Genomic DNA, 23,659 nt, shown 5'->3' with positions numbered 1-23,659 from the left:
CAGTAGCATTAGCCGTGGTCATGGGTAAGTGAGGGTTGACGTCAATATTCATCACATCGTGTTATTTGAAGGGAAAATGCGACGGTTTCGACCCGGATCCCTTCGCGATTGTTCCCGGCGCGCTTGCGGCTAGCCGGCTTCGGGCCTTTCGTCCTGCCAGATGCGGTCGAACTGCTCGCGCACGTGGCGCGCCCATTCGTCGATGGCGCTGCGCACGTCGTCCGCGGTGGGCTTGCGGTCCGGCGGCAGGTTGCTGCCCGTCACGGTGCCCACCGACGCGATCAGCAATTCGTTGGTGTTGGCGTCGCGCAGCGCGGCCTCGATCAGCAGGCGCGCGGATTTGTCCCGCAGCCCAGCCGCCTTGGCGGTCTGGCCGATCACGTAGCCTATCGGGATGTACTCCATCGCGCGCGGATCGCGGTCGTTCTTGAAGGTGCCGGTAATGGCCGCGCGCAGCCGCAAGGCGCGCGGCGCGGGATGGGCCAGCAATTGATAGCCCGATTGCGCGAACTCCCGCCGCAGCGCTTCGTTCATATAGTCCAGCGCGCGCTCGCGCATGGCCGGGTCGTCGCGCATGTCCAGGTCGTCGGGACGGTCGCCCTGTATGTACTCCATTTTTTCCAGGATGAGCTTCTTGTCGTACAGGCTGCCGATCGACGGGCCGGGGCGCACCCAGACACGGCCGGCGTTCCAGTCGGGGTCCTGCCGGAGCTGGCTCTGGCTTTCGCCCAGCGAGGTCGAGTAGTCCTGCGCCTTGGGCAGGTTGGTGCAGCCGGCCAGACCGATGGCCGCGCAGCAGGCGGCCAGCGCGAGATGGGTGTTCATGTTTTCTCCTTTTGCGGAAAAATGACACCCGGGCGCGGGTTGCCGGACGGCAGACGTTGCAGGCGGGGGCGTACCGGCAATTATGGCGCGGCCAGCCGGCGACGGGCGCGTCTGGCTCCATGAAAAGAATTCTTGGTGGCCCTGGCAATGGGGCCACGGTGGCGGTATGTTGGGTGTTTCCCCGCACACTCGATTCCCGCCATGTATCTGCCTTCCGCCTTCCGCGAAGATTCCCTCGACGTTCAGCACGATTTCATCCGCGCGCACCCCCTGGGCGTGCTCACGACCGCGGCCCAGGGCGGGCTGATGGCGAACCACATTCCCTGTCTGCTCTATCCCGAAGGGCCTTGCGGCGTGCTGCGCCTGCATGTCGCGCGCGTCAATCCGCAACTCGCGGAACTGGCCTCGGGACGGGAGTGCCTGGTCGTCTTCCATGGCCCGCAGGCCTACATTACCCCGTCCTGGTATCCGACCAAGGAAGAAACGCACAAGGTCGTGCCCACCTGGAATTTCGTGGCGGTGCATGCCTGGGGCGTTCCGGCGATACAGGATGATCCGGCCTGGCTGCGGGCCCAGCTCGACGCGCTGACCGACAGCCAGGAAAGGGCGCGCGCGCTGCCCTGGCGCGTGGACGACGCGCCAGCCGATTTCATCGCCGCCCAGATGCGTGCGATCGTCGGCGTGGAGATCCGCCTGACGCGCATCGAGGGCAAGTGGAAAGTCAGCCAGAACCGCGCGCCCGCCGACCGGCGCGGCGTGGCGCAAGGCCTGGCGGACGAGCAGGGCGATGCCGTCATGGCCGGGCTGGTCGCGCGCCGCGGCGGACTGGAGTGAACCGACCGGCCGCGAAGCTCGCGATCGCGGCGGCTTGCAGGCAGGCCGCCGCGGCCAGGAACCAGCCCAGCGGATGCCCGGCGGCTTCCGACAGCACCCGCAGCAGGCCGAACAGGGCGGGCGCGAACGCGTAGGCGCCTTGCGAGATCGCCACGATCAGCGGCACGACGCGTTGCGCGTCCTCGCGCGAGAATTCGGTCTGGGCGATCAGCGGCGGCAGCGACGTCGCGTTGCCGATTCCCGAGCCGAACAGCAGCACGCCCAGCCACACGGCCCAGGCATGCTCGGCGGCCAGCATCAGGACCAGCGATCCGCAGATCTGGATGGCGTACGCCAGGCACGCCACCTTGCGGCGGTCGGCGCCCGCCGGCATCAGCCAACCCACCAGCGTGCGCCCGGCGATGGCGGCGGCGGTGGCCAGGCCCATCGCCAGGCCGGCCGTCTGCGCGCCCAGCAAGGGGGCCAAGAGCGACAGCAGGTGCGCGATCAATCCGATCTGCGCGAACAGGCCCAGCGACGTGCCCGCGGCCAGGGTCAGGAAGGCCCGGTCGCGCCGCAGCTCGGGCACGGATGGCGGTTGCGGCGCCGCGGCCAGGGCCTGTGCCGGCGCCGCCGCGCCATCGGGCGCCTGTCCGAGCTGTTGCGGCGTGACGGCGAACACCTTGAACGACAGCGCCGCGATTACCGCCACCATCGCGATCCCCACCCACAAGGCCGCCTGCGCGAAGCCGATCGTGCCGATCAGGTAGACCCACAAGGGCGAGAACACGATGCCGCCGACGCTGGCGCCGTTGTAGGCCATGCCGAGCGCGGCGGGGCGGCGGCGCGCGAACCAGGGCGAGATCAGCGCGTTGACCGCGGCGGCGCCCAGCGTCACCCAGCCCATGCCGCTCAACAGCGCGGCGGCATAGAGCTGCCAGGGCTCGTCCGCGCGGGCCCAGCCGTTCGCGCCCAGCGCGAGCAGCAGCGCGCCGCTCAACGTCACGGCGGGCACGCCGAAGCGTCGGTACAGGCGAGGCAGGTTGGCCACCACCAGCGTTCCGCAGAGGAAGTGCAGGGTGACGGCGCCGGAGATGAGCGCCACGCCCCAGCCGGTGCGCTGCGCCACGGCGTGCAGGAAAACGGGCGGCCCGTAGAAACCCACGCCCCAACCGAAGATGGCCAGCACGAAAGTGGCGGACAGCACCGTCCAGCCGAAGAATGCCCGGGATTTGCGCATGGGGAGTCCGGCGAGGCCGGCTGTCTTGTAGTGATGACTCGCAGTATGCTTGAGCCTGCACACGATACTTTGACCCGGAGCGAATCATGGAATCCACGTTCGCCGACATCAATCTTTCCGCGGTGGCGGGCGCCATCGCCGACCCCGCGCGCGCCCGCATGCTGTGCGTGCTGCTGGATGGTCGCGCCCGCACGGCAACCGAACTGGCGGCGGTCGCGGACATCGGCGCTTCCACGGCCAGCAGCCATTTCCAGCGCTTGCGCGAGCAGGGCCTGGTGGAGATGGCCGTGCAGGGCAAGCATCGCTACTACCGGCTCGCCAACGGCGAGGTCGCCCACGCGCTGGAGGCCCTGCTGGTGGTGGCGGGGGCCGAGCGCGCGCCGTTCAAGCCGAATACGCCTTCCGCGCTGCGCGAGGCGCGCACCTGCTACGACCATATGGCGGGCACGCTGGCGGTGCGCATGCACGACGCGATGCTGGCCCGCCGCTGGCTGGAAGCCGACGGGCGCGACTACGCGCTGACGCCGCTGGGCGAAGCCGCGCTCGCGCAGATCGGCGTGGATGCCGCGCAGGCGCGGCAACGCCGCCGGCGCTTTGCCTGCTCCTGCCTGGACTGGAGCGAGCGTCGCTCGCACCTGGGCGGCGCGCTGGGCGCGGCCCTGCTGGATGCGCTGCTGCGGCGGGGCTGGGTCAGCAAGGACCTGGATTCGCGCGCGCTGGCTCTCACGAAAAAGGGCGAGCGGCAGTTTCCCGCGTTTTTCGGCAACCCCGAGGCGGACGCCGTCGCGCCGGATGCCGCCTGGCGGCAAGGGCGGGGGCAGGCCGCGAATCTGCCGCGGGCGACGGCATGAATCCGTCCGAAAGTGTGGATACGCAACAGCTTTAGGGTAATCCCCGTGAATCGGCGCGGGGACGCATGGGCGGGGCTTGCCAGGTTCCCGCGCAGGCCGCGTCACGCTTGGCCATGCGCCGGATGGGTGTTGCGCTCGCTCGGTCGTCGAGAAACGGGGACGCACCTCTTGCGATGCAACAATGTTTCTAGTTTCTGCCTGAGTTACAAAACATATCTGAACTGTCATGGACAGCCGGAGTATGCTGGATCGCAGAAAGAGGGCATCCGAAGTGCATCAGAACAACTTGATCTACAAGGGATACCGGCTTACGGCCAAAGTGTCCCGGGGCGCCGGCGCCGAGGTTGAAGCGCCGCCCAGCGGCCCCGTCTTCATTGCGTCGGTGATGGTGGTCCAGGCGGGCGCCGTACTCGAAGGCGGCGACGAATATCCGGTCCCGTGCTTTGCCGAAGGTGGTTTCGTCTTCAGTCCGCGCGAAGCGGTGCATGCGGCCATCCTGCATGGCCGCGAAATCGTCGACGGCCTGACCAACATGGCTTCCTGACGCCGTCCTAGCTGGAAAAGACTTCGCGCCAGTCGCGCGTCTTGGCCAGCGTCTGCACGGTGGCGGATTGTTCCAGGATGGTCACCGCCTTCTTGAATTCATCGGCCGAGGCGCCGTCTTCCAGGATGACCATGCGCGAGTTGCGCGCATCGGCCATTTTCACGTCCGACATCTTGCCGTGGGTCTGGTAGACCTGCGTCCAGTCCATTTTCTTGCCGGCTTTCAGAGCGATCGGCTCGATGTACGTCAACGCCGTGCTGCCGGAGGCGCGCACCGCGTAGGCGAAATCCGCCGTGTGCCCGCTGCTGCCCTTGGCGCGCGCGCCCTTGACCAGGCGGTTCACGCCCACGCCTTCGGCCAGCGCGCGGCCCACCTGCGCGCGAAAGCGCAGCTGGCTGAAGCGCGGCATCCACTTGGCGCACTGGAACGACAGCGCCATCGCCAGCTTCACCGCGTCCCACAAGGCTTCCTGCAGCTGTTCGTTGGGGCCGGACGCCACGATGGCGCCGCTGCGGTCGAAATGCGCCAGGCTCACGCCCGGCGTTTCGTTCAGCAGGTCGATGCGCTTGGCGGGCAGGTCGATGCCGTAGCTGGACGCGTGCATCGCGGTCTCACAGGCGTCGGTCAGGTAGAAAGACGACTCGTCGGGATGCGCGATGAAGAATGCCGCATGCTGTCCGTCCAGGCCCAGCGTCATGGGCGATACGGCGCGGATGGCGTGCTCGCCGGCCGGCAGGACAGTCCAGCCGGAGGCTTCCAGAAAATTGCTCATAGGATCAGTTCGATTTGGCGGCCTTTGAGGGGATGCGCGAAACCGCCGGTCAGCGTCAGGTTCGCCCGCGGCAGGAAGTACTGCATCAGCGCGCCGATGGTGTGGAGGGCGGGCACGACGGGCTCGGCATAGCCCTCGCCCTCGTCCACCCAGAGATGTTCATGGCTGCGGTCCGCCAGCGCCTTGCGGAATTGCGGCCGGCCTTCGCCCACCAGGCTGGTGTGGAAGGAATCGTCGGTGTCCACGCCGAACACGCGGTGCGGCCCCACGAAGAGGCTGGCGCAAAAGGCCTCGGCCAGGAAAATGGTGGCCTGCCCGTGCACGGCGGTGCGCGCCCCGCGGTAGGTTGCGCGGAAGATCACGTCCTCGCGCACTTCTCCCTTGATCCGGCACGGGCTCGCGAATTCCATCCACTGGAGGTCGGTGAGGGCGGGCTTCGGAATCCAGGCTATCGGCTTTACGGTTTCCTTGGGCTCGGCAAGGATCTCTTGCACCTCATCAGCGGTGATTAGCGGTTCGAACTTCTTGGCCATGGAACGGATCTAGGGTCTGGGGAATGCGCGCGCCGGCGGATCGAGCCTGGCGCGCGCCGCGCCGCTCGACCGAAGGCGCGCGTGGAAACGCGCGCGCAACGCGGCGAGGGGGCGTAATCTTACAAGATGAAGACGCCGCCGCCTTGCGGGCTGTATGGATATACAGGCAAGGCGGCGCGGCGCGGGCCTACAGGCTGCTGGCCGAGAACGTGTCGCACTGCTTGATGCTGCCGCTTTCCAGGCCGCGCTTGAACCAGCGCACCCGCTGGGCCGAGGAGCCGTGGGTGAACGTGTCGGGCACGACGTAGCCCTGGCTCTGCTTCTGCAGGCGGTCGTCGCCGATGGCGGTGGCGGCGCCCAGCGCTTCTTCCACGTCGCCGCCTTCCAGGATATTGCGCGCCGCATCGGCGCGCTGCGCCCACAGCCCCGCGAAGCAGTCCGCCTGCAGTTCCATGCGCACCGACAGCGCGTTGGCCTGCGAGGGATTGCGCCGGCGCAGGTTGTCGACCTGGTCCGAGATGCCGAGCAGATGCTGGACGTGGTGCCCGACCTCATGCGCGATCACGTAGGCCTGGGCGAAATCGCCCGGCGCCTTGAACCGGTTCTGCAATTCATCGAAGAAGGCCAGGTCGATGTAGACCTTGCTGTCGCCCGGGCAATAGAACGGCCCCATCGCCGATTGCCCCGTGCCGCAGGCCGTGGGCGTGGCGCCGCGGAACAGCACCAGCTTGGGCGCCACGTACTGGCGGTTCAGGTCTTTCTGGAAAATGGCGCTCCAGGTGTCCTCGGTTTCGCCCAGCACCTTCGAGACGAAGATGGCCTGGGGATCGTTGGCGGGCGGGCGCGAGGCCGGGGCCTGCTGCGTGGTCGGGGGGCCTTCGGCCATTTGCAGGACCACGCTGGGGTCCACGCCGAAGTACATGGCGACCAGGGCCAGTACTATCGTACCGATGCCGATGGTGCCTCGTCCGCCGATCCGCGGCCCGCTGGCGCGGCGGTCTTCCACATTGTCGCTCTGGCGCGAGTTATCAAGGCGCATTCTATTTCTCCGGGCGGGATCGGCCGTCCCGCCATTTTGCATCGCCGCCCTTTACTGGGCGACCTTCAAGAATGTTAGGATAAACCCATGGCTCTGTATTTCTCCATTCATCCCGCGAATCCCCAACCGCGCCTGCTCAAGCAGGCGGCCCAATGGCTTGCCGACGGCGGCCTGGTGGCCGTTCCCACCGATTCCAGCTATGCGGTCGTCGCCCGCCTGGACGACAAGGACGCCGCCGACGGCCTGCGCCGGCTCCGGGGCCTGGACGAACGCCACCATCTCACGCTGCTGTGCCGCGACCTGGCCGAAATCGGCCACTTCGCCCGCGTGGACAACCGCCAGTACCGCCTGCTGAAAGCCGCGACGCCCGGCCCCTGGACCTTCATCCTGGAAGCCACCAAGGAAGTGCCGCGGCGCGTCTCGCATCCTTCCCGCAAGACCATCGGCATCCGCGTGCCCGACCACCCCGTCATGCTGGGCCTGCTGGAGCAGGTGGGGGCGCCCTTGCTGTCGACCACGCTCATCCCCAAGGACGAGTCCGAGGCGCTGAACGACGCGGAGGAAATCCGCGAGCGCTACGACCACTCCCTGGCGGCCATCATCGACGCGGGCGCCTGCCCGCAATCGCCCACCACCGTGATCGACCTCACCGGCGACGAGCCGGTGGTGGTGCGCGTGGGTCGCGGCGACCCGGCGACGCTGGGCCTTGCCTGATCGCGCCTGCTGCAATGCTTCGCGGAACGGCTCCCGCCGGCCCGCGGCTCATCTACAATCCGGTTCGCCATGAACGACATCATCCAAACCATTGCGGTCTACGCGATACCGGTCATTTTCGCCATCACCCTGCACGAGGCCGCGCACGGCTTCGTCGCGCGCATGTTCGGCGATCCCACGGCCTACCAGGCCGGCCGTATCAGCCTGAACCCGGCGCGCCACATCGATCCGGTCGGCACGCTGCTGGTGCCGGTGGCCATCCTGCTGGCGTCCAAGCTGCTGGGCAGCCCCGGCATGCTGTTCGGCTGGGCCAAGCCCGTGCCGGTGGACTTCGGGCGCCTGCGCCGTCCCAAGCAGGACATGCTGTGGGTCGCGCTGGCCGGCCCCGCCGCCAACCTGCTGATGGCGATCCTGTGGGCGTTTTCCCTGCGCCTGTTCCTGGAATCCGGTCTGCAGGAATCGTTCTGGTTCGAGATGGCGGTGGCCGGCGTCAACGTCAATCTGGTGCTGATGGCGCTGAACCTGCTGCCCATCCTGCCGCTGGACGGGGGACGTATCCTTTTCAGCCTGCTGCCCAACCGCCTGGCCTGGCAATACTCGAAAATCGAGCCCTATGGCCTGGTGATCGTCGTGGTCCTGCTGGTGACCGACGTGCTGTGGCTTTTGATGCGGCCGGTGCTTGGGTTGGGAACGACAATCGTTCAATGGTTTCTGTAAGATTTTGGCCAATTTCCGTTAAACTCAGCTGTTTCACTGATTCTGGCCTTGGGGCATCCTGCCGCAGGGCCTTGGAGCCCTACATTTATGGCATCCCCTGCAACCGCCGCAGGCGTTAATTTCCAGGGCAGCATGGTGGCCCTGGTCACCCCAATGCAGCCCGACGGCAGCCTTGATTACGCTGCCTACCGGTCGTTGATCGACTGGCACGTCCAGGAAGGAACCGACGCACTGGTGGTGGTGGGTACCACCGGGGAGTCGCCCACGGTCTCCATGGAAGAGCACGCGGAACTGATCCGCGTCGCCGTCGAGCACGCGGCGGGCCGCATTCCGGTCATTGCCGGGGTGGGTGCCAACTCCACCGACGAAGCCATCCACCTGACGCGCCACGCCAAGGCCGTCGGCGCGCAGGCCGGCCTGTCGGTGGTTCCGTACTACAACAAGCCTTCCCAGGAAGGCCTGTACCGCCACTTCCGCGCCGTGTCGGAAGCCGTCGACCTGCCCACCATTCTGTACAACGTGCCGGGCCGCACCGTTGCCGACATGAGCAACGATACGGTCCTGCGCCTGGCCCAGGTGCCGGGCATCATCGGCATCAAGGATGCCACCGGCGACATCGCCCGCGGCGGCCTGCTGCTGCGCGAAGCGCCGGCCGGCTTCCAGGTCTTCAGCGGCGACGATCCCACCGCCGCCGCCCTGATCCTGCTGGGCGCGCGCGGCAACATCTCCGTGACCGCCAACGTGGCGCCGAAGCTCATGCGTGACCTCTGTGCCGCCGCCCTGGCCGGCAATGTGCCGAAGGTGCGCGAACTAAATGCGCGCCTGGCGCGTCTGAACAAGGCTTTGTTCGTTGAAGCCAATCCCATCCCCGTCAAGTGGGCGCTGGCCGAATTGGGCCGCAGCGCACTTGGCTACCGGCTGCCGCTGGTGGAACTGGGGGCGCAGCACCATGCGACGGTGCGCGACGCGCTTCAGGATGCGGGCCTGCTCTAAATATCGTGAGGATACGTATGAACAAGCGTCATGCCGGTTTGTCGGCATTGATGTCTCTGGTGTTGTTGGCCGGTTGTAGCGAGGTCAATCAACTCCTGGGCAATGAAGAGTCCGTCAATTACAAAAGCGCGGTCACGCAGCGTGGAGAGCCCCTGAGCATCCCGCCCGACCTGACGCAGGCCAACAGCGATCCGCGCTACCGCGCGCCCGCTTCGGGTTCGACGACGTACTCGCAGTTCCAGCAGCAGGGCGAGGCGCAAGCCAGCGCGCCCAAGACCAGCAACGTGCTGCCCGCTCGCACGGACATGCGCGTCGAGCGCGACGGCGACCTGCGCTGGCTCGTCGTGGACCGTCCCCCCGAGGACGTGTTCCCGCGCCTGATCGACTTCTGGACCGAAAGCGGCTTCACCGTGGCCAGCAACAGCCCCAGCGCCGGCCTGATCGAAACCGATTGGGCGGAAAACCGCGCCAAGATCCCGGAAAGCTGGCTGCGTCAGGCCTTGGGCATGATCCTGGAATCGGCCTGGGATAGCGGCGAGCGCGAGAAATTCCGCACGCGCGTCGAACGCGTCAACGGCCACACCGAAGTCTACGTCAGCCATCGCCAGATGCTCGAAAAGCGCGTCGGCGCCGACGGCGGCCAGGTGCAATGGCAGAACGGCAAGGAAGATCCGGGCCTGAACGCCGCCATGCTCGCCCGCATGATGGTCTACCTGGGTTCCGACGTCGACAACGCCCGCAAGCTGGTACAGCAGGCCGAGGCCGCGCCGCAGAAGCCGGCGGTGCAGCAGGATGTCCGCGCGCAGGGCGCGTCGCTCATCGTCAGCGAATCCTTCGACCGCGCCTGGCGCCGTGTCGGCGTGGCGCTGGACGGCGGCGGTTTCGCCGTGGACGACCGCGACCGTTCCGCCGGCGATTATTTCGTCCGCTACGTCGATACCGACACGGGCGAGAAGATCGAGCAGCCGGGCTTCTTCAGCCGCATGTTCTCGGGCGACAAGAAGGCCGAGGCGCCGCAGTACCGCATCCACCTGGCCGCCAGCGGCGACCAGACCCTGGTCACGGTGCTGGACGCCAATGGCGCGCGCGACAACAGCGCCACCGCCCAGCGCCTGCTGAGCGTGCTGAAGGACAAGATGTAAGGCAATCAGCCCGGCGCCCCGGCGCCGGCTGCAAGAAGAGGCCCCCGAGCGGGGCCTCTTTTTTTTGTCCCGGCGCGGCCAGGAGAGCGGCGCGCAGGCGGGGGATGCGCAGACGCAAAAAAGCCCCGGCAGTCGCGCTGCCGGGGCTTTCTTGTCCTCTCTCTGCGGGGGTTCGTCGCGGAGCGGTTTAGGACGCGGGGGTGGTCGATCCGCCCGGGGTGGTCGAACCGCCGCCCGGCGTGGTGTTGGGCGTGGGCGCCGGCGCCGGGGCAGTGGCCGGAGGCGTGGAAGGAGCAGGCGTGCTGGCGCCCGGAGCGGGGTTGGTCGCGGGCGCCGGGGCATCTTCCTTCTTGTTGCAGGCGCTGAGCGCGACGGCCAGCACCGAGGCAATAATCAAGGTTTTGCTCATCATTTTTAGACTCCTGTAGATGACGACTCTTGAAACCCCGTTAGGGGAAACCAGAATCCAGGCTACAGGAACACGCTGGCCGATCCCGTGTGAAAGTTAAAAAGGTGGCTTCCCAACGGCAACAAACCTTTCAGCTTCGTGTTATGTCTTTCCTGATGTGACGCGCCGAATAGACCTGTTTTCGTTCTGTCCTAGACAGATACGTACCCGTTTCCAGATACTACGCCGCCTCGAAGCGGATCCAGCCCGAATCCAGCCAGTCCGCCAGGCAGGAGCGCGCCTCGTCCGACAGGCGGGCGCAGGCCGGGTCGGCGCAGTCCAGGCTGCGCGCATCGGCCAGCGCGCGCAGCGCGGCATCGGCCGGCACCATGGCCGTCTCGCCGTTGATGAACAGCTGCTTGCCGCGATACAGCATGCGGCTGCGGCGATCCAGCACCAGCCGGCCCGACGCGGGCCAATCCTCTTCCAGGTCCACGTCCATGCCTTCGGGCCCGTCGAACACGCTGAGGTTGCTGGGTTCGGTCAGCCAGCAGCCCAGGAAGCGCGAGGCCAGCGCATCGTCGAAACGCAGCTTCTCCACCGTTTCCAGGGTGGCGGCCACCAGCGCGTCGGGCAGGGCGGCCGGCGTGTCGACGGCGGGCTGGCCCGGATCGCGGTAGACCGCGGACAGCTTGGGTCCGGGCAGGGCAGGCTCGCCATAGGGGCCGCCCAGCAGGCCGACGCGCGCCATGACCTGGTCGGCGGCCGCCTCCAGCAGGCCGCGGGCCAGCGTGGCCTGCGTGGGCGCGCGGAAACCGATGGAGATCGTCATGCACCCGTCGCCCACCGCGACGCCGTCGTGGGCGGCCTGCGGCGGCAGGTAGAGCATGTCGCCGGGCGCCAGCACGGCCGTTTCCTCGGGCTCGAAGCGGCTCAGGATCTTCAGCGGCAGGCCGGGCTCCAGGGACAGGTCCTTCTGGCGGCCGTAGCGCCATTCGCGCTCGCCCGCCGCTTGCAGCAGGAACACGTCGTAGCTGTCGAAGTGCGGACCCACGCCGCCGCCGTGGCTGGCGATGCTGATCATCACGTCGTCCAGGCGGGCGTCGGGGATGAAGCGGAACAGCTGCATCAGCTCGGACGCGGCATCGCTGTGGAGGTCCACGCTCTGCACCAGCAAGGTCCAGTCGCCCTCGTTGTCCTTCGGCAGCCGCGCGAAGGGCCCGTTCTCCATTTGCCATTCGCCGTTCTCGCGCCAGATGAGGCGCGACTCCACGTCGTCGCGGCGCGCCAGCTTCTTGATGGCGGCGATGGTGACGGGCGGCTTGAAGCCGGGGATCGCCTGGCGGATCAGCAGCGGCTTGCGCTGCCAGTGGCGGCGCATGAAGTCATTGGGGCTTTGGTTGCCCAGCAGCGGCAGGGGATGGTCGAGGTTCATTGGAGGTGCTTCTTCAAGCGGTAAAGGGCATCCAGCGCTTCGCGCGGGGTGAGGCTGTCGGGATCGATGGCGGTAAGTTCCTCGCGCAGCGCATCCAGCGCCTCGAAGGCGTCGACGCGTTCGGCCTCGGCGTCCGCGTGGGCGTCGGCCTCGGCCGCGGCCGAGAACAGGCCGAGCTGCGGCGTGGGCGCGCCCTGGGCTTCCAGGCGTTCCAGTTCGCGGGTGGCCTGGCGGATCACGGCGGCGGGCACGCCGGCGCGCTGGGCCACCTGGATACCGTAGCTGCGGCTGGCGGGGCCTTCGCGCACTTCGTGCAGGAACACGATGCCGCCCGCGGATTCCGCGGCGGCCAGGTGCACGTTGGCGGAAGCCGGCTGCTCGGCCGGCAGGCGCGTCAGTTCGAAGTAGTGCGTGGCGAACAGCGTCAGCGCGCGGTTGTGCGCCAGCAGGCGGCAGGCGATGGCCCAGGCCAGCGCCAGGCCGTCGTAGGTCGACGTGCCGCGGCCGATCTCGTCCATCAGCACCAGGCTGTTGGGCGTGCTGGCCGACAGGATGGCGGCGGCCTCGGTCATCTCCATCATGAAGGTCGAGCGTCCGCCGGCCAGGTCGTCGGCCGCGCCGATGCGGGTGAAGATGCGGTCGATCTTGCCGATGCGAGCGCGCGCCGCGGGCACGAAGCTGCCGATGCGCGCCAGCAGCACGATCAGCGCCACCTGCCGCATGTAGGTCGATTTACCGCCCATGTTCGGGCCGGTGATCAGCAGCATGCGGCGGGCGGGCTCCAGCCGGCAGCCGTTGGGCGTGAAGCGCTCGATCGCGTGTTCCACCACGGGGTGGCGCCCGGCCTCGATGTCGATGTCGGCCTGCTCGGACAGTTCGGGCGCGATCCAGTCGTGGCGGCGCGCGTGCTCGGCCAGCGAGGCCAGCGCATCCAGTTCGGCCAGTGCGGCGGCGCAGTCCGACAGCGGGCGCACGTGCTCGGCCAGCACGTCGAGCAGTTGCTCGAACAGCCACTTCTCGCGGGCCAGCGAGCGGTCCTGCGCCGACAGCACCTTGTCTTCCCAGGTCTTGAGTTCGGGCGTGATGTAGCGTTCGGCGTTCTTCAGCGTCTGGCGGCGGCGGTAGTCTTCCGGCACTTTCGCCGTCTGGCCCTTGGTGACTTCGATGTAGAAGCCATGCACCCGGTTGAACTCCACGCGCAGGTTGCTGATGCCGGTGCGCTCGCGCTCGCGGGCTTCCAGCTGCACCAGGAAGTCGCCGCCGTCGGCGGCCAGCGCGCGCAGTTCGTCCAGCTCAGAGTCGAATCCCGGGGCCAGCACGCCGCCGTCGCGGATGGCGACAGCGGGCTCGGCCGCGATGGCGCGCACCAGCAGGGCGGCCAGCGCCGGATCGACCGACAGGTGCGAAACCAGGTCGCCCAGGCGCGGCGAATCCGCCATCGGCTCGACCTGCTCGCGCAGCGCCGGCAGCGCCTGCAGCGCGTCGCGCAGGCTGGCGAGTTCGCGCGGGCGCACCGAGCGCAGCGCCAGGCGCGTGGCGATGCGCTCGATGTCGGGGAAGGCGTTCAGCGCGCCGCGCAGCGATTCCAGCAGACCGGCCGAGCCGAAACCGGACCCGCCGAAGGTCTGCTCCACGTCCATGCGGCCGGCCAGCAGCGCCGAGATGGCTTGCTGGCGGGCTTGCGCCGGTTCGTTCTCGCGCAGCGGGTGATGCAGCCAGCGGCGCAGCAGGCGGCTGCCCATGGGCGTGCGGCAATCGTCCAGCAGCGAGAACAGCGTGGGCGAGTCTTCGCCGGAGAGGGTCTGGGTCAGCTCCAGGTTGCGGCGGGTGACCGGGTCCAGCAGCACGTACTGGCCGGGGCGCTCGGCGGACAGCGTCTGCACGTGGGCCAGGGCCTGCGACTGGGTGCGGGCCGCGTAGCGCAGCAGGGCGCCCGCCGCGCAGACGCCGGCCGGCATGTCTTCGACATCGAAGCCCGCCAGCGTGTCGGTCTTGAAATGCGCCAGCAGGTGGGCGCGCGCGCTGTCGGTCTCGAAGTGCCAGTCCGGCACGCGGGTGCGGGCGCTTTCGAAGGGGAAATCGAATTCGGCGCCGTCGGCGCAGATGACCTCGGCGGGCGCGATGCGGTGCAGTTCCGATTCCAGCTGGGCGGGCGCGCATTCGGTCACGCGGAACTCGCCGCTGGCGAGGTTCAGCCAGGCCACGCCGGCGCGCGGCGCGCGCGCCGGGCCGATGACGACCACCGCGGCCAGCGCGCGGTCGGCCTTGGCCGGCAGCAGCGCGTCGTCGGTCAGGGTGCCGGGCGTCACGATGCGCACGATGCGGCGTTCGACCGGGCCCTTGGAAGCGGCCGGATCGCCGATCTGCTCGCAGATGGCGATCGATTCGCCCATCGCGACCAGGCGCGCCAGGTACTGCTCCATCGCGTGCACGGGCAGGCCCGCCATGGGGATGGGAATGCCGTTGGACGATCCCCGCTTGGTCAGCGTGAGATTGAGCAGGCGCGCGCCGCGCTCCGCGTCTTCGTAGAACATTTCATAGAAGTCGCCCATGCGGTAGAACAGCAGCAAGGGACCGGCCTCCGCCTTCAGGCGGAGGTATTGCTGCATCATGGGAGTGTGGCCCGAAAGGGCGTCGGCGGCGGAGTGGGGCGTTGCTGAATTCATGCCCGTAATTGTATCGGGCGGGCGAGGGGCTGCGGGGCCGAGCAACGGATTTCGAGCGTGTTTGTCTTTTTCAGTATTGGTGATGGCGAATGGGGAAGCGTTGCATCTGAGCCCGCAGTTTTCGCATGCATGAATGCTATGTTGGATCGATGTTGTCCCAGGCGATGGTGTCGATCTGTGTCGTTTGGCAATCGGGGCAGTTGCCTAAGAATGGATTGCTAGCCCAAGCATATGACAGAAATTCCACATTAGACGTAGGTGGCATGGCAGGCATCGACACCTGCCGCCACGTCTACGTCACTGTTGTGAAACGGTACTCAGTGCATGACTAGCCGGCAACTACATGTCAAACGCATGTTGGTGCTGAGAGACTTCATCGATGAGATCCTCCCACGGCCATCGAACAGTAGCGAACTGGCGGTATAGCAATAACTGTCTGTCGACAACGGTGATTTTCTCGTCTTGTGGGTCATAAGCCAACACTAATCCTCGGCCGTCCGAGTCAACCTGTAGCTCTGGAAAACGCGACAGAACGGCTTTCAGATTTCCCATCTGAATGCGTGGCTGCCGGGCATGTGCCGCAGCATAAATTACGCGCGCACTGAGGCCTTGTGAGAGCTGCTCATCCGTTGCCGACATGATTGCAGCCATTGCATGCGCGTAAATTCCTGTTGAATTTGGCCGGTTGCGGATGCCTTCACATACGCGTTTGGCGAAGGCTTGGTAGAGCTGATTGAGCTGTTCCGAGACATGCATTGCAGCATCTTTCACAGCATTTGGAAAATCCAATCGCAATGGGTCTGACCGCTTGGAACCATCGGGGATGTCCAACTCATCGGCTATTGTGCGTAGTGCCAGTTTTTGCACTAAGCCGACGCTTCCATACGAAATTCGCGCCAACTCTGAGGTCATCGGCTCTGACAATTCAAGACCCAAGTTCTTCGCCCCTTTACTAAGGACCGCCTTTAGTTCATGTTCTTGCCAAGTGACGGAAATTTCTTCGATACGATCTGAGAGGTCAGGGTTCAAAGTAATCAGCATATTTTCGCTGATCCAAACTCCGACAACCACCACGTAAGTTTTGTAGTCCCAGAGGGTCTTCAAATCGAACGCAAATTTCTTCTGTTCTTCGGTGGTTAGGTAGTGAAAATCCTCGATTACGAGAATTCGTCCGGAAGAGCGAATGATCTCTGCGATAAAGTCGAGATCATGGAGATCCTTACCTACAACTTTCGTAGTCTTTCCGGCCTCGTAACCGCCTTCAGTTTCGATTTCGCCGGTCACTTTGGCGAGGAGCTTAAATCCCGCTTCGCCTGAGGCCGACAGTCGCCCGTTCACGCCAAGTGTTCTTGTTCGTTCTCCCTCGATACTGATGTCGAGTTTGGCAAGGGCGTCCCGATATATATCAAGGGTAGTGTATTGAAGTCTGCATTGAACAATGATTGGGTCGTGCAATACGCGCTGGCGCAACCATGATTTGCCGGCTTTCGAAGCTCCCCTGATCGCGATATGCGTATGCTGGCGTTCAATCAGTTTGAGAAACTCCAAATCGAGATCACCTCGATCAATGTAGGAATATTCGCGAACCTCAGCCTGAATCCCAAATACTTCATGTGTCTTCATGTGCACACCCAGTAAATTATGGCAGCGTATTGTCACATAATGCGTGTTCCTTTGCAGGTGCCACTTCTTCCCCTTGCGTTCAGCTCAGCGCAAATTGTGGGTAATGCACAAAGTGGTGGTGTCTAGTGCGCAAGGGGGACGTAGGGTCGTCGCGCGGCATGCTCGTATGGAGCCAGCTTGGTGGCGGGACATGACTCCCACATGGATTTAACCACCCGTCCGCAGTCGACGAGACGATTGCGGCGAGCGGGAACAGATGCGCGCCGCAATCGACTTGAGAGGACTTCGTTTTCGCCGAAGCTCTATTTATTGATGATGTTGCCCAGTTTCTTGATGACTTCGCGCTCGGTGTCGGCGCTGGCCTCGGCCGCCTTGGTGTAGGACGCGGAATCCATGTACTGGGGCGAGACGCCGGATTGGCGCAGCAGGGCCAGGAAGGCCTCGTCCTTGAGCGTATCGCGGAACGCGCCGTCGAGCCTGGCGATCACGGCGGGGTCCATGCCCTTGGGGCCGGCGATGCCGAAGGGCGAGGTATGGACCACCGGATAACCGGACTCTTTCAGGGTGGGCACGTCGGGCAGGTCGGGCGAGCGGCGATCGCCCAGCGAGGCGAGGATGCGGACTTTGCCCGAGGCGACGTAGGGCAGGATGGTGCTGGCGCCGACCAGCACCTGGATGTGGCCGCCCAGCATGGCCGACAGGGCGTCGGAGTCGCCCTTGTAGGGCACGTGCGTCCACTTGGCGCCGGCGGCCTCGCCCAGCTGCACCATGGCGATGTGCTGGCTGCTGTAGGCGCCCGGCGTGCCGTAGGAGAGGGCGTCCGGCTTGGCCTTCGCGTAGTCGACCAGGTCGCCCAGCGTCTTCCAGGGCGAGTCGGCGCTGACGGCCACGTAGTAGTTGTAGCCGGCGATCATGGAGATGTAGGTCAGGTCCTTGATCGGGTCGTAGCGCGTGCCGGTGATGTGGGGCATGCGGAAGATCCCGATCGGCACCATGGTGACCGTGTAGCCGTCCGGCGCGGTGTTGAGCATCTGCGTCGCGCCCAGCGTGCCGTTGGCGCCGGTCTTGTTCTCGACCACGACGGTCTGGCCCAGCCGCTTGCCCGATTGTTCGGCCAGCGCGCGGCCGACCACGTCGGTGACGCCGCCCGCCGAGTACGGGATGATCAGGCGGATGGGGTGGCTGGGGTAGTCCTGCGCCAGGGCGGGGGTGCCGGCCGTGGCGGCCAGGGCCATCGCGGCTGCTGCGAAAATCTTCTTCATGCCATGTCTCCGTTATGTGTGCGGGGCCTCCGGTCGGGCGGAGGCCTGTTATAGGGGTCAGTCGATGATGCGGGCGCGGCTCTCGCCGAAGCCGATGCGCGGGTAGCCGTCGCGCTGGCAGTACGCCGTCAGCAGGATTTCGTCTCCCGCTTCCAGGAACAGCCGGGTTTCGCCCGAAGGCAATTCGATGGGCCGGGTGCCGCCTCGCGTGAGTTCGAGCAGGCTGCCGTGCCCGCCGTCGTCCGGCGTGGAGATGGTGCCGGAACCGAGCAGGTCCCCGGGGCGCAGGTTGCAGCCGCCCAGGGTGTGCTGGGCCACCATCTGCGCGGGCGTCCAATACAGGTGGCGCGTGTCGCTGGCGGCAAGCCGATGGGGGTCGAGCGCCAGTTCGCGCATGCGCGCCGTCGACAGCCGGGCTTCCAGCGCGACGGCCAGCCCGCCCGTGGCGGAATCGGCGTCGTCGCGCAGATAGGGGAGCAGTTCCGGGTCGTCGCTGCCGCGCGCCATGGGCGCGCAGCGGAACGGCGCCAGCGCGTCGGCCGTGACGATCCAGGGAGACACCGTCGAGGCGAAGTTCTTGCCCTGGAAGGGGCCGAGAGGCTGGTATTCCCAGGCCTGGATGTCGCGGGCGGACCAATCGTTCAGCAAGCCGTAGCCGGCCGCGTGGCCGGCCGCCGAGGCCAGGGGAACCGGAGCGCCCAGCGGATTGCCCGGCCCGATCCAGATCGCCAGCTCCAGTTCGAAGTCCAGTTGCGCCGACGGCCGCAGCGCCGGGACGTCCACGCCCTTGGCGGTCCTGACCTGGCCGGTCGGGCGCCGCACCGGAGCGCCGGAGGGGCGGATGGAGGAGGCGCGGCCGTGATACGCGATCGGCACGTGCTTGTAGTTCGGCATCAGCGGGTTGTCGGGGCGGAACAGCTTGCCCACCTGCGTGGCGTGGTGGATGCCGGCGTAGAAGTCCGTGTAGTCGCCGATGTCGGCGGGCAGGAGCATCTCGCATTCCGTCTGCGGATGCAGCAGTTGGCCGGCCAGCGCGGCGTGGCGCGCGCGTTGCGGATGGTTCGCGTCGAGCAGGGCGAACACGGCATGGCGCAGCGCCGTGCGCGCGGCGGCGGGCAGGGCCATCCAGGCATTGAGCGTCGGGGCCGCCAGGGCCTGGCGCGAGGCCGGCTCCAGGCCGTCGAGCAGGCCCAGTTCGACGGCGGCGCGGGCGTCCAGCACCCGGTCGCCGATCGCCACGCCCACGCGCGGCGCGCCGCCATCCCGGCGGAAGACGCCCATGGGCAGGTTCTGTATGGGAAAGTCCGCGTGGCCGAGGGCGGCGTCGATCCAGCTTGCCGCTTCGGGCGCGTGGGTATGGTCCAGCATCAGGGTCTCCAGAGTCCGCGGCTTCAGGCCGCCGTCGTGCCGCCGTCCATGGCCCATGCCACGCCGCGGACTTCGTCCGCGTCCGGCGAGCAGAAGAATTCGCACAGGCCGGCTATCTGCTCCAGGGTCACGAACTTGCCCGACGGCTGGCGCAGTCCCAGCAGCCGGTCGGTGGCGGCCGCGTTGTCCAGGCCGTCGCGTTCGGCCAGCGCGTCGATCTGCTTCTGCACCAGCGGCGTGTGGACCCAGCCGGGGCAGATGGCGTTGCAGGTGATGGCGGTCTTCGCGGTTTCCAGGGCCACGGATTTGGTCAGCCCGATAAGCCCGTGCTTGGTGGCGTTGTAGCCGGTCTTGCCGGCGCGGCCGCGCAGGCCGCTGATGGACGCCATATTGACGATTCGGCCCCAGTTGCGCGCGCGCATGGCGGGCAGCGCCGTGCGGATCGTGTGGAAGCTGGCGGACAGGTTGACCGCGATCATGTCGTCCCATTTCTCGACGGGAAAGGCCTCGATCTGGCTGACGTGCTGGATGCCGGCGTTATTGACCAGGATGTCCAGCGCGCCGTACGCCTCGTTCAGCTCCGCCATCATGGCTTCGATCTCGGCCGGCTTGCGCAGGTCGCAGGGTTGGAAGCGCACGGGCACGCCATAGGTTTCCCGGAATTCGGCGCACAGCGCGTCGGCGGCGGCCGCGTCGGCCAGGCCATTGAGGACCAGGGTGGCGCCGGACCGCGCCAGGCGCCTGGCCACGGCCAGGCCGATGCCGCTGGTCGAGCCGGTAACCAGGGCGACCCGCCCCGAAAGATCTGCCATCGTCGTGCCTCTACATCATGTCGTTGTTCGATGCATGGCAGGTTAAAACGGGTGGATTGAGTCGTCCAATTTATTATGGACGTATTATTTATATACACTGAGTATTAATTTGCGTGTCGGCCTGTAGGGAATCCGTCCGATGGAATTGCGCCACCTCCAGAGTTTCATGGTTGTCGCCACCGAGCTGAGCTTCACTCGCGCGGCCCTGCGGCTGCACATCGCCCAGCCGCCGCTCAGCCAGCGCATCCGCGAACTGGAAGAGGAACTGGGCGTAAAGCTGTTCGAGCGCAGCACGCGCAAGGTCACGCTCACCGTCGCCGGCCGCGTGTTCCTGGACGGCATCCAGCCCATGTTCCGGCAACTCGACGGCGCCGTGGAGGCCTGCCGCAAGGCCGGGCGCGGCGAGACCGGCAGCCTGCGCCTGGGCTACACCGGGCGCGCCAGCCACGTGCGCCTGCCGGGGCTGGTGCGCGACTGCCGCCGGCTCCACGGCAATATCGCGCTCGATATCCAGGGGCCGCTGCCCACCGGCGAGCTGCGGCTGAAGCTGCTGGACGGCACACTGGACGCGGCGCTGTGCTTTCTGCCGCTGGAAGGCCGCAACATCGCGTCGCACGAGTTCATGCTCAGCGAGTTTTCGATCGCGCTGGCCGACACGCATCCGCTGGCGGCCAAGGCCGATCTGGCTATCGCCGACCTCGCGCACGAGCCCTTCATCGCCTATCCCTCGGGCAAGGGCTTCCATCTGCGCGACGCCATGAACGCGATCTGCCTGGGCGCGGGGTTCATGCCGCGCGTGGTGCGCGAGACCGAGGCGTCGCAGACGCTGCTGTGCCTGGTCGCGGCCGGAACCGGCGTGGCCATCATTCCGCGCGATATCGAGTCGTTCAATATGGAAGGCCTGGTGTTTCGCCCCTTGCCCGCGGACGCGCCCAAGCTGCAGCACGGCATCGCGTGGCTGGACACCAACCAGAATCCGGCGCTGGGCCATCTGCTGGCGCTTTGCGGAGTCCGTTCCGCGAATAGATAGGGCGCGGCGGCCGCCGCCGCGGCGCTTGCGGCGGCGGGGCGCCGGCGTCACAATCGCAGCGCGCGGCCCAGTCTTTGCCGCCGGAGCCGTACAGACATGCAGGATATTCCCGTTCCCGAGACGCTGGACGCCAGCGCGCGCGTCACCATTGTCAGCGGGGCGCACCAGGCCGAGTTCGCGCCAGCGGGCGGGGGCCGGCTGACGCGCCTCTCCACGGGCGGGCACGATTGGATCGTGCCCTTGACCGACACGCACTGGCCGGCGGCGAAATGGCCGCGCGCGGGTTCCTACCCGCTGGCGCCCTATGCCAACCGCATCCGGGACGGCGTGTTCACCTTCAACGGCGCCAGGCATGTCCTGCCGTCCCTGTCCGGGCGTCCCCACGCGATCCATGGCGCGAGCCTGTACCAGGCCTGGCGGGTGCGCGACCAGGCCGAGGACTGCGTCGACCTGGTGCTGGATCAGCCGGCGGGCATGCTGGGCTGGCCCTGGCCGTTCGAATGCGTGCAGCGCTACCGGCTGGATGCGCGCGGCCTGAGCGTGGCGCTGGCCATCGTCAACCTGGGCGACACGCCGATGCCATTCGGCTTGGGGCTGCATCCTTATTTCACGGCGCAGCGGGTCACGCTGCATGCGCGGCGCCTGTGGCCGGCGGACGCGGACGGCTTGCCCACGGGCAGCCAGGTCGGCCACGTGCGCGAACTGCGGCGCTCGGCCGAAGGCTGCGATACCTATCTGTCGCAGTGGGAAGGGCGCGCCACCCTGCACTGGCCCGACGGGCACGAACTGGCGCTGCATGCCGATCCGGCCTTCGCGCACCTGGTGGTGTACACCGCCCCGGGCTCCGATTTTCTCTGCGTCGAGCCGGTGACCAACGTGGCGGACGCGTTCAATCTGGCGGCCGCGGGCGATACGCGCACCGGCATGCGGGTGCTCGAACCCGGCGCGCGTTTCAGCGCGACCGCCTTGCTGGGCCTGACCGCGCCGCGCGCGGCCCGCGCCTGAGCCGCGGCGCGAGGGCGCATGCCGCGCTTGGAAAGCGCGCTCGCCTGCGGCGATAATCCGGGCAATCCAAGTCTAGGGAGTCGATACGTGAAAAAGCTCAGCACCGAACAATTGCAGGCCGCGGCCGAGACGCTGCGCCGGGTGCAGGCAAGGCTGGCGCGCGCCGGCAACCTGCCGCTTGAGCCCACGATCTATGCCTGCGCGAAAGGCTTTCGCCGCAACGTGCCCGACTACGTCTGGTCCTGGCTGTCCGGCCTGCTGGCGCCGCACAAGAGCCTGTCATCCTGGATGGACGCGCACCAGCCGGGCTGGCGCGAAGGCAAGACGCCGGCCGCCGCGGTCTATGCGCGCAGCGAGAACGGCTGGTTCGAATGGCTGATCGCCGAACTGGAATCCGAGATCGCCGATCCCCATGCCCGCGCCAGGCGGGAAGGGCGCGGCTAGGCGCGACGCGGGCCGGCGCGGCCCGCGCTCAGGCGCGCTCGGCGCGCGAACGGCGCAGCAGGTGGAACAGCAATTCCAGCATGGCGGCCGCGAGCACGGCGGCCAGCACGGACCCCAGCACCAGGGCGTCCCACATGCGGGGAGGCCCGACCCGGAACTGGACGGTATCGAAGACGAGTCCGGCGGTGATGCCCGCCACGACGGCCGCTTTCCAGCCTTGCAGGGGGGCGAGCCTGAGCATTATCAGGGTGAAGGCCACCATCGCCCACAAGATGGGCTCAAGCATCTGATCGAGCAGGTGATCAAGCAGAGGAAACTCCCTATGGCGTTGCGCGCAGACGAGTTTTTACTGCTTTCTTGCCCTAATTGCGAGATGCCCCGCCCGCGGGCGGGCGGGGCGCGGCCTCCACACGGAGGCTAGAAGCCTTCCAGCACCACCTTGCCCCGGGCCTTGCCGCTTTCGATGAAGGCATGGGCGCGGCGCAGGTTCTCGGCGTTGATCTTGCCGTAGTGCTCGCCCAGCGTGGTGCGCAGCGTGCCGTTGTCGATCAGCCGGGCAGCCTGGTTCAGCAGTTCGTGCTGGGCGATCAGGTCGGGCGTATCGTGCAGGGGCCGCGCGAACATGAACTCCCAATGCAGCGAGGCCGACTTGGACTTGAGCAGGCGCACGTCGAGCGCGGCGGGATCGTCGATCAGCGCGACCCTGCCCTGCGGCGCGATGGCCTCGGCGATCTGCGGGAAGTGCGTGTCGGTGTGGGTCAGCGCGGCGATGTCGCTGACGTGCTCGAAGCCGATGCGCTTGAGTTCTTCCGTCAGCGGCCGGGTGTGGTCGATCACGTGATGCGCGCCCAGTTCGCGCACCCAGGCCTGGGTTTCCGGCCGTGACGCGGTGCCGATCACGGTCAGGCCCGTCAACTGGCGGGCCAGTTGAACCAGGATGGAACCCACGCCGCCGGCCGCGCCGATGACCAGCAGGCTGCGCTGGCTGGGGGCGTGGTTGTCCAGCACGCGCAGGCGGTCGAAGAGCAGTTCCCAGGCGGTGATGGTGGTCAGGGGCAGCGCCGCGGCCTGGGCATAGTCCAGGCTGGCGGGCATTGCGCCCACGATGCGCTCGTCCACGACGTGCAGTTCGCTGTTGGCGCCGGGGCGGGTCAGGGCGCCCGCGTACCAGACCCGGTCGCCGGGCTTGAACAGGCTGGTCTTGGCGCCCACGGCGCGCACCACGCCGGCGGCGTCCCAGCCGATGATCTCGGGCTGGCCGTCCTTCGGCTTGCGATTGCCGCGGATCTTCACGTCCACCGGATTGACCGAGATGGCGCGGACTTCCACCAGCAGGTCGCGGTCGCCCGGCACGGGATCGGCGACGGTGATGTCCTGCAGGGCTTCGGGATGGTCGGCGGGCAGGTTCTTGAAGTAGGCGATGGCTTTCATGGATAGGGCTCG

At 67.2% G+C, this 23,659-nt stretch carries 24 protein-coding genes; 10 read left to right on the top strand and 14 right to left on the bottom strand.

From position 1 onward, the window contains the following. Positions 1 to 129 precede the first annotated feature (129 nt). On the bottom strand, positions 130 to 825 hold the full coding sequence (locus ADE01S_RS08990; protein ID WP_062681343.1) for a DUF3313 domain-containing protein: 696 nt from the start codon (positions 823 to 825) through the stop codon (positions 130 to 132). A 201-nt stretch (positions 826 to 1,026) separates the two neighbouring features. Between ADE01S_RS08990 and ADE01S_RS08985 the strand changes: the two genes are divergently transcribed. Further along, positions 1,027 to 1,659, top strand: a complete 633-nt coding sequence (locus ADE01S_RS08985) for an FMN-binding negative transcriptional regulator (RefSeq protein ID WP_062681342.1) — start codon at positions 1,027 to 1,029, stop codon at positions 1,657 to 1,659. On the opposite strand, the gene ADE01S_RS08980 is transcribed toward ADE01S_RS08985, so the two are convergent. Beyond that, positions 1,619 to 2,878, bottom strand: a complete 1,260-nt coding sequence (locus tag ADE01S_RS08980; protein WP_062681341.1) for an MFS transporter — start codon at positions 2,876 to 2,878, stop codon at positions 1,619 to 1,621. The genes ADE01S_RS08985 and ADE01S_RS08980 overlap by 41 nt on opposite strands. An 86-nt stretch (positions 2,879 to 2,964) precedes the next feature. Between ADE01S_RS08980 and ADE01S_RS08975 the strand changes: the two genes are divergently transcribed. Further along, positions 2,965 to 3,729 carry an ArsR/SmtB family transcription factor gene (locus ADE01S_RS08975; RefSeq protein WP_062681340.1) on the top strand — a complete coding sequence of 255 codons (765 nt, stop codon included), beginning with the start codon at positions 2,965 to 2,967 and terminating at the stop codon, positions 3,727 to 3,729. A 271-nt stretch (positions 3,730 to 4,000) separates the two neighbouring features. Next, positions 4,001 to 4,273: a hypothetical protein gene (locus tag ADE01S_RS08970; protein WP_082775738.1), complete on the top strand. Its 273-nt coding sequence runs from the start codon at positions 4,001 to 4,003 to the stop codon at positions 4,271 to 4,273. A gap of 7 nt (positions 4,274 to 4,280) precedes the next feature. On the opposite strand, the gene ADE01S_RS08965 is transcribed toward ADE01S_RS08970, so the two are convergent. The 3 genes from ADE01S_RS08965 to ypfJ form a co-directional block, all read right to left on the bottom strand. After that, a complete protein-coding gene (locus tag ADE01S_RS08965; protein ID WP_062681338.1) occupies positions 4,281 to 5,045 on the bottom strand; it encodes a DUF1828 domain-containing protein in 765 nt (254 codons plus the stop codon). Continuing rightward, entirely contained in the window at positions 5,042 to 5,578 is a 537-nt protein-coding gene (locus tag ADE01S_RS08960) for a hypothetical protein (RefSeq protein WP_062681337.1), read from the bottom strand. Before ADE01S_RS08960 ends, ADE01S_RS08965 begins: the two co-directional genes overlap by 4 nt. Positions 5,579 to 5,765: 187 nt before the next feature. Further along, complete coding sequence (ypfJ, locus tag ADE01S_RS08955; protein ID WP_062681336.1) at positions 5,766 to 6,617, bottom strand: KPN_02809 family neutral zinc metallopeptidase; 852 nt, start codon at positions 6,615 to 6,617, stop codon at positions 5,766 to 5,768. A gap of 87 nt (positions 6,618 to 6,704) precedes the next feature. On the opposite strand from ypfJ, the gene ADE01S_RS08950 reads away from it, so the two are divergent. The 4 genes from ADE01S_RS08950 to bamC all read left to right on the top strand — a co-directional run bounded on the left by ADE01S_RS08950 (position 6,705) and on the right by bamC (position 10,183). After that, on the top strand, positions 6,705 to 7,331 hold the full coding sequence (locus tag ADE01S_RS08950; protein WP_062681335.1) for an L-threonylcarbamoyladenylate synthase: 627 nt from the start codon (positions 6,705 to 6,707) through the stop codon (positions 7,329 to 7,331). Positions 7,332 to 7,400: 69 nt separating this feature from the next. Then, entirely contained in the window at positions 7,401 to 8,048 is a 648-nt protein-coding gene (locus ADE01S_RS08945; RefSeq protein WP_062681334.1) for a site-2 protease family protein, read from the top strand. An 87-nt stretch (positions 8,049 to 8,135) separates the two neighbouring features. Continuing rightward, the gene (gene dapA / locus ADE01S_RS08940) at positions 8,136 to 9,041 is read left to right on the top strand and encodes a 4-hydroxy-tetrahydrodipicolinate synthase (RefSeq protein ID WP_062681333.1); all 906 of its coding nucleotides are present in this window, start codon (positions 8,136 to 8,138) and stop codon (positions 9,039 to 9,041) included. Positions 9,042 to 9,058: 17 nt separating this feature from the next. Then, a complete protein-coding gene (gene bamC, locus ADE01S_RS08935) occupies positions 9,059 to 10,183 on the top strand; it encodes an NlpB/DapX family lipoprotein (RefSeq protein ID WP_062681332.1) in 1,125 nt (374 codons plus the stop codon). Positions 10,184 to 10,370: 187 nt separating this feature from the next. Here the strand turns inward: bamC and ADE01S_RS08930 are convergent, their stop codons facing one another. The 7 genes from ADE01S_RS08930 to ADE01S_RS08905 form a co-directional block, all read right to left on the bottom strand. Next, a complete protein-coding gene (locus tag ADE01S_RS08930; protein WP_062681331.1) occupies positions 10,371 to 10,595 on the bottom strand; it encodes a hypothetical protein in 225 nt (74 codons plus the stop codon). A gap of 217 nt (positions 10,596 to 10,812) precedes the next feature. Beyond that, on the bottom strand, positions 10,813 to 12,006 hold the full coding sequence (locus tag ADE01S_RS08925; protein WP_062681330.1) for a cupin domain-containing protein: 1,194 nt from the start codon (positions 12,004 to 12,006) through the stop codon (positions 10,813 to 10,815). Next, a complete protein-coding gene (mutS, locus tag ADE01S_RS08920) occupies positions 12,003 to 14,672 on the bottom strand; it encodes a DNA mismatch repair protein MutS (RefSeq protein WP_082775737.1) in 2,670 nt (889 codons plus the stop codon). Before mutS ends, ADE01S_RS08925 begins: the two co-directional genes overlap by 4 nt. A 339-nt stretch (positions 14,673 to 15,011) precedes the next feature. Next, positions 15,012 to 16,295, bottom strand: a complete 1,284-nt coding sequence (locus tag ADE01S_RS31165) for a hypothetical protein (protein WP_075873350.1) — start codon at positions 16,293 to 16,295, stop codon at positions 15,012 to 15,014. Between the two features lie 302 nt (positions 16,296 to 16,597). Next, positions 16,598 to 17,557, bottom strand: a complete 960-nt coding sequence (locus tag ADE01S_RS08915) for a tripartite tricarboxylate transporter substrate binding protein (RefSeq protein ID WP_062681328.1) — start codon at positions 17,555 to 17,557, stop codon at positions 16,598 to 16,600. Between the two features lie 57 nt (positions 17,558 to 17,614). Continuing rightward, positions 17,615 to 18,925 (bottom strand): fumarylacetoacetase, encoded by a 1,311-nt coding sequence (gene fahA / locus ADE01S_RS08910; RefSeq protein ID WP_062681460.1) that lies wholly within the window; start codon positions 18,923 to 18,925, stop codon positions 17,615 to 17,617. A gap of 23 nt (positions 18,926 to 18,948) precedes the next feature. After that, positions 18,949 to 19,737 carry a 3-hydroxybutyrate dehydrogenase gene (locus tag ADE01S_RS08905; RefSeq protein WP_062681327.1) on the bottom strand — a complete coding sequence of 263 codons (789 nt, stop codon included), beginning with the start codon at positions 19,735 to 19,737 and terminating at the stop codon, positions 18,949 to 18,951. 139 nt (positions 19,738 to 19,876) lie between these two features. Between ADE01S_RS08905 and ADE01S_RS08900 the strand changes: the two genes are divergently transcribed. The 3 genes from ADE01S_RS08900 to ADE01S_RS08890 all read left to right on the top strand — a co-directional run bounded on the left by ADE01S_RS08900 (position 19,877) and on the right by ADE01S_RS08890 (position 22,216). Next, positions 19,877 to 20,767 (top strand): LysR substrate-binding domain-containing protein, encoded by an 891-nt coding sequence (locus ADE01S_RS08900; RefSeq protein ID WP_062681326.1) that lies wholly within the window; start codon positions 19,877 to 19,879, stop codon positions 20,765 to 20,767. A 96-nt stretch (positions 20,768 to 20,863) separates the two neighbouring features. Beyond that, positions 20,864 to 21,772: an aldose epimerase family protein gene (locus ADE01S_RS08895; protein WP_062681325.1), complete on the top strand. Its 909-nt coding sequence runs from the start codon at positions 20,864 to 20,866 to the stop codon at positions 21,770 to 21,772. A gap of 87 nt (positions 21,773 to 21,859) precedes the next feature. Then, positions 21,860 to 22,216 carry a hypothetical protein gene (locus ADE01S_RS08890; protein WP_062681324.1) on the top strand — a complete coding sequence of 119 codons (357 nt, stop codon included), beginning with the start codon at positions 21,860 to 21,862 and terminating at the stop codon, positions 22,214 to 22,216. Positions 22,217 to 22,244: 28 nt separating this feature from the next. Here the strand turns inward: ADE01S_RS08890 and ADE01S_RS08885 are convergent, their stop codons facing one another. Beyond that, positions 22,245 to 22,502, bottom strand: a complete 258-nt coding sequence (locus ADE01S_RS08885) for a hypothetical protein (protein ID WP_228468552.1) — start codon at positions 22,500 to 22,502, stop codon at positions 22,245 to 22,247. Positions 22,503 to 22,633: 131 nt separating this feature from the next. Next, positions 22,634 to 23,647 carry a zinc-binding alcohol dehydrogenase family protein gene (locus tag ADE01S_RS08880; protein WP_062681322.1) on the bottom strand — a complete coding sequence of 338 codons (1,014 nt, stop codon included), beginning with the start codon at positions 23,645 to 23,647 and terminating at the stop codon, positions 22,634 to 22,636. Positions 23,648 to 23,659 lie beyond the last annotated feature (12 nt).

This window comes from Achromobacter denitrificans NBRC 15125 (assembly GCF_001571365.1).
GTDB classification, from domain to species: Bacteria; Pseudomonadota; Gammaproteobacteria; order Burkholderiales; family Burkholderiaceae_B; genus Achromobacter; species Achromobacter denitrificans.
This window is presented reverse-complemented; position numbering and strand designations above follow the sequence as displayed.